General features: G+C 64.7%; 13 protein-coding genes and 1 tRNA gene. 12 read left to right on the top strand and 2 right to left on the bottom strand.

The genetic code is table 11. The features are described 5' to 3' along the window. Positions 1-24 precede the first annotated feature (24 nt). The 6 genes from YWC_RS0121265 to pth all read left to right on the top strand — a co-directional run bounded on the left by YWC_RS0121265 (position 25) and on the right by pth (position 4,501). Positions 25-621: an outer membrane lipoprotein LolB gene (locus tag YWC_RS0121265; RefSeq protein WP_027867208.1), complete on the top strand. Its 597-nt coding sequence runs from the start codon at positions 25-27 to the stop codon at positions 619-621. A gap of 5 nt (positions 622-626) precedes the next feature. Further along, positions 627-1,520 (top strand): 4-(cytidine 5'-diphospho)-2-C-methyl-D-erythritol kinase, encoded by an 894-nt coding sequence (gene ispE, locus YWC_RS0121260; RefSeq protein ID WP_027867207.1) that lies wholly within the window; start codon positions 627-629, stop codon positions 1,518-1,520. A gap of 72 nt (positions 1,521-1,592) precedes the next feature. Beyond that, positions 1,593-1,669, top strand: a tRNA-Gln gene (locus YWC_RS0121255). A gap of 143 nt (positions 1,670-1,812) precedes the next feature. Next, positions 1,813-2,763: a ribose-phosphate pyrophosphokinase gene (locus YWC_RS0121250; RefSeq protein ID WP_027867206.1), complete on the top strand. Its 951-nt coding sequence runs from the start codon at positions 1,813-1,815 to the stop codon at positions 2,761-2,763. 247 nt (positions 2,764-3,010) lie between these two features. Further along, positions 3,011-3,598, top strand: coding sequence for a 50S ribosomal protein L25/general stress protein Ctc (locus tag YWC_RS0121245; protein WP_027867205.1), 588 nt, complete (start codon positions 3,011-3,013; stop codon positions 3,596-3,598). A gap of 318 nt (positions 3,599-3,916) precedes the next feature. After that, on the top strand, positions 3,917-4,501 hold the full coding sequence (gene pth, locus YWC_RS0121240) for an aminoacyl-tRNA hydrolase (protein WP_027867204.1): 585 nt from the start codon (positions 3,917-3,919) through the stop codon (positions 4,499-4,501). Between the two features lie 25 nt (positions 4,502-4,526). On the opposite strand, the gene YWC_RS0121235 is transcribed toward pth, so the two are convergent. Further along, positions 4,527-6,389, bottom strand: a complete 1,863-nt coding sequence (locus YWC_RS0121235; protein ID WP_027867203.1) for a DUF3857 domain-containing transglutaminase family protein — start codon at positions 6,387-6,389, stop codon at positions 4,527-4,529. Positions 6,390-6,486: 97 nt separating this feature from the next. Here YWC_RS0121235 and YWC_RS0121230 point away from each other — a divergent pair, with 97 nt between their 5' ends. After that, a complete protein-coding gene (locus tag YWC_RS0121230) occupies positions 6,487-7,581 on the top strand; it encodes a patatin-like phospholipase family protein (RefSeq protein WP_027867202.1) in 1,095 nt (364 codons plus the stop codon). Here YWC_RS0121230 and YWC_RS0121225 read toward each other — a convergent pair. Further along, positions 7,578-8,273, bottom strand: a complete 696-nt coding sequence (locus YWC_RS0121225) for a transglycosylase domain-containing protein (RefSeq protein WP_027867201.1) — start codon at positions 8,271-8,273, stop codon at positions 7,578-7,580. The genes YWC_RS0121230 and YWC_RS0121225 overlap by 4 nt on opposite strands. A gap of 270 nt (positions 8,274-8,543) precedes the next feature. Here YWC_RS0121225 and ychF point away from each other — a divergent pair, with 270 nt between their 5' ends. From ychF to YWC_RS32245, 5 genes are all read left to right on the top strand, one after another. Beyond that, positions 8,544-9,635, top strand: coding sequence for a redox-regulated ATPase YchF (gene ychF / locus YWC_RS0121220; RefSeq protein WP_027867200.1), 1,092 nt, complete (start codon positions 8,544-8,546; stop codon positions 9,633-9,635). A 173-nt stretch (positions 9,636-9,808) separates the two neighbouring features. Next, positions 9,809-10,711, top strand: coding sequence for a subclass B3 metallo-beta-lactamase (gene bla, locus YWC_RS30225; protein WP_036215342.1), 903 nt, complete (start codon positions 9,809-9,811; stop codon positions 10,709-10,711). Between the two features lie 57 nt (positions 10,712-10,768). Next, the gene (locus YWC_RS0121210) at positions 10,769-11,614 is read left to right on the top strand and encodes an MOSC domain-containing protein (RefSeq protein ID WP_027867199.1); all 846 of its coding nucleotides are present in this window, start codon (positions 10,769-10,771) and stop codon (positions 11,612-11,614) included. A 131-nt stretch (positions 11,615-11,745) separates the two neighbouring features. After that, on the top strand, positions 11,746-12,864 hold the full coding sequence (locus tag YWC_RS0121205; protein WP_027867198.1) for a GGDEF domain-containing protein: 1,119 nt from the start codon (positions 11,746-11,748) through the stop codon (positions 12,862-12,864). Between the two features lie 101 nt (positions 12,865-12,965). Next, a partial coding sequence (locus tag YWC_RS32245) for a helix-turn-helix domain-containing protein (protein WP_156923831.1) occupies positions 12,966-13,127 on the top strand: 162 nt, incomplete at its 3' end.

Raw genomic sequence — 13,127 nt, 5'->3', positions numbered from 1 at the left:
GCTTTCGATTCCGCCCCACTACCGATGCCGATTACCCGACGCCTGTCCCTGCTCGCCTGCGCTGCCATCCTTGCCGGCTGCGCCACTACCAGCTCCAACGTCGCCACCGTGGGCGCCTACCGCGACAGCATCGACCTGAGCGGCCGCTTGTCGGTCAACTACCAGAAGGAGGGCAGGCAGGAATCCCTGACCGGCAATTACGACTGGACACAGCGTCCGGGCCGCGTCGACGTCACGCTGGCCAACCCGCTGGGCCAGACCATTGCCACCATTGAAGTCACGCCGCAATCCGCAACGCTGACCCAGTCGGGCCGCGCGCCGGTGAGCGAAGCCGATATCGACACACTGACCCAGCGCACCCTGGGCTGGCCGCTGCCGGTGGCCGGGCTGCGCGACTGGCTGCAGGGCTATGCCGTGGACGGCCAGGGCCAGCGCTTCGCCGCCTCGCCAGCGCGCAACGAGGTCCTTACCAGGGATGGCTGGCGCTTGCGCTTCGTCGAGTGGCAAGACCCGAACGCTGCCCAGCCAGCACCGCGCGTGATCCACGCCGAGCGCGCCGCGGCGGGAGACATCCAGGACCTGCAAATCCGTATCGTCGTCAATCCGGCAGGGCAGGGATAAGATTCATGCGTTCGCTTCACCATTGCCCGGCTCCTGCCAAGCTCAACCTGTTCCTGCACGTCACCGGCCGCCGCGCCGACGGCTACCACCTGCTGCAAAGCGTGTTCCAGCTGATCGACCACGGCGACACCCTGCATTTCGACCTGCGCGATGACGAGCGCATCGTGCGTACCAGCGAGGTGCCGGGCGTGCCGCAGGACCAGGACCTGATCGTGCGCGCACTGCGCCTGCTGCAGGCGGAATACGCGCGCCGCCACGGCCGCCTGCCGCCGGGCATCGATGTCGCCATCGAGAAGATCCTGCCGATGGGCGGCGGGCTGGGCGGCGGCTCGTCGGACGCGGCCACCGCGCTGATGGCGGCCAACCACCTGTGGCAGGCCGGATTGACGCAACAGGAACTGATGGACCTCGGGCTGCCGCTCGGCGCCGACATTCCGTTTTTCCTGTTCGGCGAGACCGCGTTTGCGGAAGGCGTGGGCGAAGCGCTGCAGGCCGTGCCGGGCCCGGATTGCTGGTACGTGGTGCTGGAGCCGGGCGTCGCGGTGCCGACCCCAGCAATTTTTTCCGCGCACGATTTGACGAGGGATACGAAGCCCGTTACAATAGCGGACTTTTCCAGCAGCCTCGCTGTTTCAGGCAAGCAGATTGGCTTCGGAAAAAATGATTTGCAGGACGTGGCTGAGCGCCTGTTCCCGCCGGTAGCAGAGGCGGTGAGATGGTTGAGCGGCTACGGCGATGCCAGGATGACTGGCTCGGGGGCATGTGTGTTCTGTGCCTTCTCCGGCGAGCGCGAAGCGGACCAGGTTCTGGCACAGGTGTCGGAGCAGTGGAAAGCATGGAAAGCGCATTCGCTGGTGAGCCACCCGATGAAATCGCTCTTGCAAATCAACGAGTTGTAGAATAAAATTTTGCCTGTCGCGACGTTAGACGTTAAAATACGTAGAATGTAACGGCAAGCAGTTCAGTCGTGTAGGGGAATCGCCAAGTTGGTTAAGGCACCGGATTTTGATTCCGGCATTCCAAGGTTCGAATCCTTGTTCCCCTGCCAAAGTTTTCCCGGCTGTCGAGGCATGATCCTCCAGCGGGATAAACAGCGGTGCAGCGTTCGGCCTGCATCCATAAGCTAATCAGCCGGCTCGACCGGCTGATTGTTTTTCCAGATTCAACAACGCATTTCTTGGGACTCCCTCCATGGCTTACGAAAACCTGATGGTTTTTACCGGCAACGCTAATCCGGCACTAGCAGAGGGGGTCGCCAAGAATCTCGGCATTCCTCTCGGTAAAGCAGTCGTCTCGAAATTCTCGGACGGCGAAGTCATGGTCGAGATCAACGAGAACGTGCGTGGCAAGGATGTCTTCGTCCTGCAATCGACCTGCGCACCGACCAACGACAACCTGATGGAAATCATCCTGATGGTCGACGCGCTCAAGCGTGCATCGGCAGGCCGTATCACCGCCGCCATCCCTTACTTCGGCTACGCCCGCCAGGACCGCCGCCCGCGCTCGGCGCGCGTCGCGATCTCGGCCAAGGTCGTCGCCAACATGCTGGAAGAAGCCGGCGTCGAGCGCGTCCTGATCATGGACCTGCACGCCGACCAGATCCAGGGCTTCTTCGACATCCCGGTCGACAACATCTACGCATCGCCGATCCTGCTGGGTGACCTGCAGAAGCGCAACTACGACGACCTGCTGGTCGTGTCGCCGGACGTCGGCGGCGTGGTGCGTGCCCGCGCACTGGCCAAGCGCCTCGGCTGCGACCTGGCGATCATCGACAAGCGCCGCCCGAAGGCGAACGTGTCGGAAGTCATGAACATCATCGGTGAAGTCGAAGGCCGCAACTGCGTGATCATGGACGACATGGTCGACACCGCCGGCACCCTGACCAAGGCCGCCGAAGTGCTGAAAGAGCGCGGCGCCAAGAAAGTTGTCGCCTACTGCACCCATCCGGTGCTGTCGGGTCCGGCAATCGACCGTATCTCGAACTCGCCGCTGGACGAGCTGGTCGTCACCGACACCATCCCGCTGAGCGCAGCCGGCGCCGCCTGCGGCAAGATCCGCCAGCTGACCAGCGCACCGCTGCTGGCCGAAACCTTCAAGCGCATCGTGAAGGGTGACTCGGTCATCTCGCTGTTCGCGGAATAAGCAACAAATCGTCGTTTTTCACGGCGCGCCTGGCTGACATAGCCGGCGCGCCGTTGACGTAAGTAGAACTTGGGTCCCCGCCTTCGCGGGGATGACATTTCCGGCGATGCCGAAAATGTCAGTTATACGAATTCTTGAGCGCGCAGCATGGCGCTTGTTCACGACTCCCCTGGTCGCGGGGGCGTCACCACTGGGTTACCGGGCCAGGTCTTTCTGGCATTCGGACCCGTTTATTTTGGAGTTTCACATGAAAGTAGTCGCATTCAACCGCACTCAGCAGGGGACCGGAGCGAGCCGCCGCCTGCGCAACGCTGGCCAGACCCCGGGCATCATCTACGGTGGCGCCGACGCCCCGCAACTGATCGCTCTGGATGGCAACGCGCTGTTCCACGCGCTCAAGAAAGAAGCTTTCCACGGTTCGGTCCTGGACCTCGAAATCGAAGGCAAGACCCAGCAAGTCCTGCTGCGCGACTTCCAGATGCACGCATACAAGCAACTGGTCCTGCACGCTGACTTCCAGCGCGTCGACGCATCGAAGCCGATCCACACCAAGGTCACCCTGCACTTCGTCAACGCCGAGATCTCGCCAGCCGTCAAGCTGAGCAGCGCTGTCATCTCGCACGTCGCCAACGAACTGGAAGTGGCTTGCCTGCCGGGCAAACTGCCGGAGTTCATCGAAGTCGACCTGAGCAAGCTGGAAGCCGGCCAGTCGATCCACGTGAACGACCTGACCCTGCCGGAAGGCGTGACCGCGCTGACCCACGGCCAGAACCTGACCCTGGTGACCACCTCGATCCCGCGTGGCGCTGCTTCGGCAGAAGCCGCTGCTGAGTAATATCTTTCTTTGCCGGCCGCTTCGGCGGCTGACTGGAATCGAAACCCGCCGTGGCTTAGCCCGGCGGGTTTTTTGTTTTCCATGCTGGCGCCCTGCAACTCGTAGGGTGGGCGGCTTCACCTTTATCGGTGCGATGCCGTGACATTGTCGCCGCCCACGCGTTCAACAAGCGGGTGAGCAGACGCGCAGGCAGCAGCACCGTGATTTGGACGCGTGGGCGGCATTGGCGTACGGGCGGATCACATCGCCAGATGGAGCCGCCCACCCTACGTTTTTCAGCGATAATCCTGTTTTTCCCAGAATCAAAGTAGACAGCGCATGTCCATCCGTCTGATCGTCGGCCTCGGCAACCCGGGCCCGGAATACGAACAAACCCGCCACAATGCCGGCTTCTGGCTGGTCGACAATCTCGCCAATTCGCTGCCGGGCTGCCGCCTGCAGCGCGAATCGCGCTTCAATGCGATGGTGGCGAAGACCCGGATCGCGGGCAACGAAGTCTGGCTGCTGGAACCGCTGACCTACATGAACCGCTCCGGCCAGTCGGTCGGCGCGCTGGCGCGCTTTTATAAAATCAATCCGGACGAAGTGCTGGTCGTGCACGACGAACTCGACATGCTGCCGGGCGTCGCCAAGCTCAAGAAGGGCGGCTCCTCGGGCGGGCACAACGGTCTGAAGGACATCACCTCAGCGCTCGGCACCCAGGAATACTGGCGCCTGCGCCTGGGCATCGGCCATCCGCGCAGCCTCAACCTGCAGCAGGGCGTGGCCGACTTCGTGCTGCACCGCCCGCGCCGCGAGGAGCAGACCCTGATCGAGGAATCGATCGACAAGGCCCTGCGCATCATTCCGCTGTGCTGCGAAGGCAAGATGGACGTGGCGATGATGCAGTTGCATACCGCCTGAACTCGCGGCCGGCAACCGGACCGCGCTAGCGTCCCTGCACCACGACCTGCCCGCGCAGGTCGCCCATCATGCGCTCCAGCGCCGGCCGCATTAGCCGGTAATCTTCCGGCGTGCAGGTGGCCGCCGTATGGCGGAACTGCAGGCGGCGCTTCACCACCACCTCATTGCCCTGCCGCACATACTGCGAGCGGTAGAAGAACCTGCCGTCGTCCACCGTCACCCCTTTGGGCAGTGCCAGCACGCGGGTGCGCGGCGGCAGCGCATAGCGCAGCTCGTCCTCGGCATCGATGGCGGGGCAGACGAATTCCTGGCGCCGTTCCGGCTCGCGTCCCAGGTCGAATACCACGTCGCCCAGTCCACCCCAGAAATTGTAGGTGGTGGCCAGTGCGGCGGGGCCCGGTAGCCGGACGAAGCCGTCCGTCGCGCCCGAGAAGCCCAGCGTGTAGTCGTCCCGGGGCGATGCGTTGCCGGCGCTGTCGGTCTCACCCGGCTCGAACAGGCCGTCGCCTGTCTGCCCAAGCCCTGCCAGCATGCGCCTGACAAAACGGTCGCGCTCGGACTGGGGCGTGCCGCGCACGGCCTGGCGGTAGGGTTCGGCGATGGCGCCGCCGCTGGTGCGCCGCACATGGAAGCGGCTGCTGCCGTCGCGCGCGATATCGAAGCGCGTCAGGGTGCGGCTGCGTGCCGGCTGGTAGATGGGCGTGACCGCAAACCCGCCGGACTCCGCCAGCAGCACTGGTTTGCCGAGCAGGCTTGGAGGCAGGAAGCCGCCCGCCACCGTGCCGGCGGTCGGATCCAGGAAGAGCTGCAGCTGCGGCACGTAGACGATCACGTGGTTCAGCACGCCCAGCGTCGGCACCGCGGGCAGGCGGTAGGCATCGTCGCCGTTGACCAGCGCGGCGCTGGACGGAATGCCGGCCGCCGCCAGCAGTGCCTGCAGCAGCACCGCATGGTCCTTGCAGTCGCCATAGCGGTTCGCCAGCACCGACGAAGCCGGATGCGGCACCACGCCGCCCGGCCCCAGGTAGACCGCGACGTAGCGGATATTGCGGCGGACCCAGTCCGACAGCGCGATTGCGCGCGCCTGCACATCGTCGAGTCTTTGCGTGAGCTGGCTTGCCAGCGCCGCGATGGCTGCATCCGGCCTGGCTGCCGCGCTGGCGCGCGCATGGTAGGCCTGTGCGAAGGCCGGGTAGTCGGGGAAGGTGGAGACCGCCAGCCGCCGGCCATGGTCGAGGTAGCTCACCGAGCCCTGCTCGATGCGTGCGTTGTCGCCGTCCACGTAGCGGAAAGCATGGCGGCGGCGGCCCAGCGCGCTGTTGGTGGCCACCGGCACGAAGCCGACCGCGTCCGCCTGCAGCGTCATCGAGGCCGGCAAATCGTAGGTGAGCCGGAAGTCCTTGTGGCGGTAGGGGCCGGCCACGGTGAAATCTTCGAAGTGGCCAGGGAACAGGGGCGTATGGCGCCGGAGCGAATAGCGCAGGGTGAGCGTGTCGCCGGCCTGCACGCCGGGGAAGATGACGACTTTCAGGCGCGTGTCCTGGAACATGGGCGCGTCAAGCGAGGCGGCTTCGTGCTGGTCACGGATCTGTTGCGGTTCAACCTTCACGCGGCGTCCGTCGGGCTTGGTGGTCCAGGCTTCGATGGATTCCACCTTGTCGAGCGAGCCATTGAAGCTGATGAACTGCTCGGCATGCTGCTCGACGGCGGAGGGCGTGGTGACGGTTTTCACCAGCTCGACATCGAGGGTGTAGGCACCGTCGGCATCCACCGTGAAGTGCTGGCTATGCCGCTCGATGGAAACCGAACGGTCCGTGCCGCTGTCGGCTGCCGCCAGCCGGCCGCAGGAGAATAGCAGCATCAGGAACAGGGCAAGTCGAAAGGGCATGGCGGGCTCCGCGAAAGCGAAAGACCCATGTTACGCAGCGCCTCCATGCCACCCTTGAGCCTGCGCAACTACGTTCTTCCTGCCATAATTTCGGCCCATGAAGTCACTCACATTCCACGCCGGGCCCCTGGCCCTGGCCCAGATCGGCGCGCAGGGCTTGCGCGCGCAGGACATCGCCATCGTGCCGGCCGCGGCCGGCGGCCCCAAGGGCTTGATCTTCCAGGCGCTCGACCAGTGGATGTTCGGCGAATGGCTACCCGGCGCGCCGCGCGAGCGCGTGCTCATCGGTTCCTCGATCGGCGCCTGGCGCATGGCCGCCGCCTGCCAGCGCGATCCCGTCAAGGCCTTCGCGCGCCTGGGCGAGCTGTACGCCGGCCAGCGCTACACCAGCAAGAAGCCGACCCAGCAGCAGATCGACGAGGTGGTGCAGGGCCTGCTGGGCGAATTCGTGCGCGGCCACGAAGACGACATTGTCAGCCATCCGCACCACCGCCTGCACCTGCTGGCGGTGCGCGGCAAGGGCGGGCTGGCGGCGCCGCCGCACTCGCGCGCCGAACTGCGCGGCTTCGCCACGGCGGCGCTGCACAACGCCTGCTCGCGCGCCTGGCTGGGGCGCATGATGGAACGGGTCGTGATCGGCGACGCGCGTGCCCAGGCGCCGTGGCTGCGCGAGCGCTTCGACGCCTTCACCACCCATTTCTCGTCGCTGACGCGCCAGAACCTCGCGGCCAGCCTGCTGGCGTCGGGCACGCTACCGCTCATCATGAAGCCGGTTACCGGCATCGCCGACCTGCCGCCGGGCTGTTACTGGGACGGCGGCATCATCGACTACCACCTGGCCTTGCCCTATGCGAAGGCGGCGGGGGAGGGGAAGGGCGACCTGGTGCTGTACCCGCACTTTACCCAGCACATCGTGCCGGGCTGGCTCGACAAGGGCTTCCCGTGGCGCCGCGCGGGGCGGGCGCACCGCCATTGGCTCGACAACGTGCTGATCGTTTCGCCATCCGATGAGTTCCTGCGCACCCTGCCGCGCGCCAAGCTGCCGGACCGGGCGGACTTCAAGTTCTACGGCCTCGACCATGACGAGCGCATTCGCAACTGGCAGCGCGCGATGGGAGAAGGGCAGCGCCTGCGCGACGAGCTGGCCGCGTTCGTGGCCAAGCCCGACCTGTCATTGATCAAGCCGATCTAGGACGCGCAGCCCTCGTAATCGGTATCGAACCAGCCGTCGGGCGTGCAGCTGCCGAGCAGCAGCGCCTGGATACGCTCCGCGCGCTCGTCCAGCGCCGCCGCGTTGCGCGAGGGATGGTAGTGGTTGGGCGCCTTGATCATCGCTACCAGTCGGATGAATTCCTCGTCCGTCGTTGCCTCGAGCGGCTTGCCCAGGTAGCTGCGCGCGGCCTGCGCCAGCCCCTTGAGCTGCTGCCCTTCGTGCGTGCCCATGTAGACGGTGGCGCTGTAGCGCTGCAGCTGTTCGCGCTTGGACATCCTGGCGTCCAGCACCAGCGCCATCATGTCGCAGCCCAGGTCGATACGCTTGCAGCAGGCGAACACACCACGGTAGAAGGTCTGCATCATGCCGGGCACGCCGTCGAGCTGGTCCTTGCCGAGGAACAGTTCGCGCGCGAGCGCCGATGAAATGGTGGCCACGCCCTGGCCCTGGCCGAGGCTCAATCCATGATGCCCGTAGAAATCCGGGTCTTCGACGCGCAGCAGGACCGCGGCCTGGCGGTTGGACAGTTCGACCGCCTGCGTCAGCGGGACCACGCGTCGCACGTCGTCGAAGGCGCTCCATGCCCAGGCGCCGGCCACTGCCAGGTAGGCCAGCAGGAGTAGCGCGAGCAGCATGGGCAGGCGCCACCAGGCCTTGCGCGCGCGGCTCACGGCAGCGCTCCCGCTGCGGGCAGGGTATCGGCGGCGAGTTGCAGTGCTTGGTTGGACATGGCATTCCAGGAAATGGTGGATTTTTGATCTTATCAGCAATAAACCCGGCAAAAATACGCGCTTTTACACCTATCCCCTCTGCAATCGGACACAACAGCAGGGGCGGCGCGCGCCGTTTTTTTCGGCAACCCGGCCCGTCCGAGGTTACAATGTGGGGTTTTGGAGCAGGTATCAATCACGCTCCGCGTTCACCGAATAGAAAGAGTTCCCATGAGCCTCCAATGCGGCATCGTCGGCCTGCCGAACGTCGGCAAGTCCACCCTGTTCAACGCCCTGACCAAGGCCGGCATCCCGGCTGAAAACTATCCGTTCTGCACCATCGAGCCGAACGTCGGCGTGGTCGAGGTGCCGGATCCGCGCATGCAGGCGCTGGCTGACATCGTCAAGCCGGAACGCGTCGTGCCGGCTATCGTCGAGTTTGTCGACATCGCAGGCCTGGTGGCCGGTGCATCGAAGGGCGAAGGCCTGGGCAACCAGTTCCTGTCGCATATCCGCGAGACCGATGCGATCGTCAACGTGGTGCGCTGCTTCGAAGACGACAACGTGATCCACGTGGCCGGCAAGGTCAGCCCGATCGACGACATCGAAGTCATCCAGACCGAACTGGCGCTGGCCGACCTGGGTGCGGTCGAGAAAGCCATCCACCGCGAAAACAAGAAAGCGCGCTCGGGCGACAAGGATGCCGCCAAGCTGGTGGCAATCTGCGAACGCATGCTGCCGCACCTGAACGAAGGCCAGCCGGTCCGCACCCTGGGCCTGGATGCCGACGAGATGGCCTTGATCCGCGAACTGCACCTGATCACCGCCAAGCCCGCGATGTATGTCGCCAACGTCTCGGACACCGGTTTCACCGACAACCCGCTGCTGGACAAGCTGACCGAGTTCGCGAAGAAGCAGAATGCGCCAATCGTGGCCATCTCCGCCGCGATCGAATCGGAAATTGCCGAGATGGACGACGCGGACAAGAAGGACTTCCTGGCCGACATGGGCATGGAAGAGCCGGGCCTGGACCGCTTGATCCGCGCCGCCTACAAGCTGCTCGGCCTGCAGACTTATTTCACCGCCGGCGTGAAGGAAGTGCGCGCCTGGACCGTGAAGGTCGGCGCTACTGCCCCGCAGGCCGCGGGCGTGATCCACACCGACTTCGAGCGTGGCTTCATCCGTGCCCAGACCATTTCCTACGACGATTACATCACCTACAAGGGTGAGGCGGGCGCCAAGGAAGCGGGCAAGATGCGGGCGGAAGGCAAGGAATACATCGTCAAGGATGGGGATGTGTTGAACTTCTTGTTCAACGTCTGATTCCACGCCGCTGGAACACCTGTGAGCCCCGCCTTCGAGCGGGGCTTTTCTTTTCGGGTTGTTTTCGTCCCATATGGACGGCTATTCGTCCCATATCCGTTTTCCGATGGGCGTTTCCGTGTTCAACTAAGGCCGAGCAAGCAGTTCCAACACAACCGATCAGTGAGCGAATCATGAAAACCAGCCTCGTCATTACCGCCCTCCTGCTGGCCGCGAACGGCGCGCTGGCGCAAGATGCGATCAACTGCAGTTCCTGCGCCGACTGGAACCAACCCGCCAAGCCCTTTAACATCTACGGCAACACGTACTACGTCGGCACCGCCGGCCTGTCCGCCATCCTGGTCACCAGCCCGCAAGGCCACGTCCTGCTCGACGGCGCCTTGCCCCAGTCCGCCCCGCTGATCCAGAAGAACATCGAGTCCCTCGGCTTCAAGATGAAGGACGTCAAGCTGATCCTGAACTCGCACGCCCACTTCGACCACGCCGGTGGTATCGCCGCCCTGCAGAAAGCCAGCGGCGCCACGGTCGCCCACAGCCCGCACGGCGCCCAGGTACTGCGCGACGGCACGCCCGGCACCGACGACCCGCAGTACGACCCGAAGGAGCGCGCGTATATCCCGAAGATCGCGCAGGTGAAGGAAGTCGCGGACGGCGAAACCCTTTCGGTCGGCCCGCTGCGTTTCACCGTCCACTACACCCCCGGCCATACGCCCGGCGGCACCACCTGGACCTGGCAATCCTGCGAACAAGGTAAGTGCCTGGACATGGTCTATGCCGACAGCCTGACCGCGGTGTCCACCGACGGTTTCTACTACACCGGCGGCGCCGGTTACCCGGACCGCTCGGCCAGCTTCCGCCAGACGATCGACAAGGTCGCCAAGCTGAAGTGCGACATCGTGATCGCCGCCCATCCTGGCTTCAGCGATGCGTTCAACAAGGCGGCGGCAAAGACTGCGCAATCGAACCCGTTCATCGATCCGGAAGGCTGCCGCAAACTGGCCGCCGGCGCCGCCAAGAGCTTCGAGGCGCGCCTGCAGCGCGAACGCATCGAAAAGGCCAAGGCTGCCGGAGGCTGAGGACAGAGACGTGGATTGCTGCCATACTGTCGGCCTTCATCCGCACGCTCCGACAGCATGGCCACCGTTACCGAACTCCTCATCTACCCGATCAAGTCCTGCGCCGGCATTGCGGTGCCGGAGGCGCAGTTCCTCGTCTCGGGCGTGGTCGCGCAGGGCGTGCACGACCGCGAGTGGATGCTGGTTACCCGCGAGGGCCAGTTCCTGACCCAGCGCGGGTACCCGCGCATGGCGCTCCTCACCCCGCGCATCGATGGCGATGCCGTCGAGGTGTGCGCTCCCGGTATGCCGCCGCTACGCCTGCCGCTCGCGCATGACCCCGCGGCAGCGAACATGAGCGTCCAGATCTGGGACCACAGCGTGGAAGCCGCGGACTGCGGCGATGCCGCCGCGGCCTGGTTCGCCGATGCCATCCAGGGACCTTGTCGCCTGGTGCGCTTCCGCCCGGACGTGCAGCGTCCCACCAGCACCAAGTGGACCGGCGGCGTGCCCGCCGCAACCCGCTTCGCCGACGGCTATCCGATCCTGGTCATCGGCCAGGCTTCGCTCGACGACCTCAACGCCAGGTTGCAAACCGCCGGCCGCGCGCCGCTGCCGATGAATCGCTTCCGCCCGAACCTGGTGGTCGACGGCATCGAGGCCTTCGAGGAAGACTACGTGGAATCCTTCGCGCTTGATGCCCTGACGATCCGCCCGGTGAAACCCTGCGCACGCTGCCCGATCCCGGCGATCGACCAGGCCACCGGCATTCCCGGCCCCGACCCGCTCGACATCCTGCAAAGCTACCGCGCCAACCCGCGCATGGAAGGCGCGGTCTGCATGGGCATGAACTGCATCGTCATTAGAGGCGAGGGCGCGTCCTTACGCGTCGGCCAGCAGCTCGACACCGCCATCGCGTTCTGAACCCGCGCGGCCGCCCGCATGCGGACCGCATAGGTGTTGCAGTGTCGTTAAATCGCCCACCCGGGCGATTTTTCGTTTCCAAGGCAAGAAAGATGGCGTAATGTTACGGGTATTGCTGAAAGGAATTTTCAATGCACGAGCCGGATGCGCAGACGCGAGAACTGATGCTGGAGAACGAGACCCTGCGTTCCCGCATGGCGTACCTGCTCGAGCAGGCCGAGCGCAACCACTCGATCATGACCCGCCACCAGGCCTTCGACCTGCAGATCGTGGGCGCAAGCTCGTTCCAGGAACTGGTGTCGACCATCTTCGGCACGCTGCCGATCATCTCCGAACTCGATACCGTGACGCTGTCGCTGGCCGATCCGGAAGCCGACATCTACACCGTCATGCACAAGCTGGGCGTGGATTACGAACAGCTGCCCAACCTGCTGTTCTGCGAGCATGCCGATGAACTCGGGTTCAGGGTGGCGGAAGGGCGCCGCCCGCGTCCCGTGCTGGGACCGTATGCGCCTTCGCGCCACGGCGCCATGTTCCCGCAGCCGCCGACCAACCTGCAGAGCGTGGCCCTGGTGCCGCTGCTGCGCAATACCCGCCTGATCGGCAGCCTGAACCTGGGCAGCGCGGACCCGAACCGCTTCACGGCGTCCCTGGGCACCGACTTCATCGAGCACATGGGCTCGATCGTCGCGATCTGCCTCGAGAACGTCATCAGCAACGAGATGCTGAAGTTCATCGGGCTGACCGATTCGCTCACCGGCGTCTACAACCGCCGCTACATCGACCGCCGCCTGGTGGAAGAGATCGCGCGGGCGCGCCGCCAGGGCTACCGCATCTCCTGCATGTACATCGACATCGATTACTTCAAGCAGGTCAACGACAGCGTGGGACACCAGGGCGGCGACGAGGTGCTGCGCGAGGTGGCCAACCGCATCAAGGCCGAACTGCGTATCTCGGACGCGCTGGCGCGCTTCGGCGGCGAGGAATTCGTGGTGCTGCTGATCGATGCGGATCTGGAAAGCGCGAGCATGGTGGCGCAGCGCATCCGCGCCAGCGTGGCCCTGAACCCGGTGCACCTGAGCACGGGCGAGGAGGTGCCGGTGACGGTGTCGATCGGCGTGGCCTCGCTCGATGATTTCGAGCGTGATCATGCGATCGAGGGCGTGGCGCAGGATCTGGTGGCGCAGGCGGATACGGCGCTGTACCAGGCGAAGGCAAACGGGCGCAACCGCGTCGTTTCGCTTTCGTAGGGTGGGCGGGAGTGTATGGCACAGGGACATAGGTAACAGTCGTCTAGAGACATAGGTAACACCTTTTATGATCAGCGCACGACCAATAACTGGAGCGTGCGATGCCTTGGAAGGAGTGTTCCCGGATGGCCTCTCGTCTCGAATTTGTGGTGCTGGCAAGCGCACCAGAAGCCAACGTCAGCGCCCTGTGCCAGGCATTTGGAATCAGTCGCAAGACGGGTTACAAATGGCTTTCCCTGTTCAAAGAACAGGGAAAGGACGGG

This window comes from Massilia alkalitolerans DSM 17462 (assembly GCF_000427785.1).
Classification (GTDB): Bacteria; Pseudomonadota; Gammaproteobacteria; order Burkholderiales; family Burkholderiaceae_D; genus Telluria; species Telluria alkalitolerans.
This window is presented reverse-complemented; position numbering and strand designations above follow the sequence as displayed.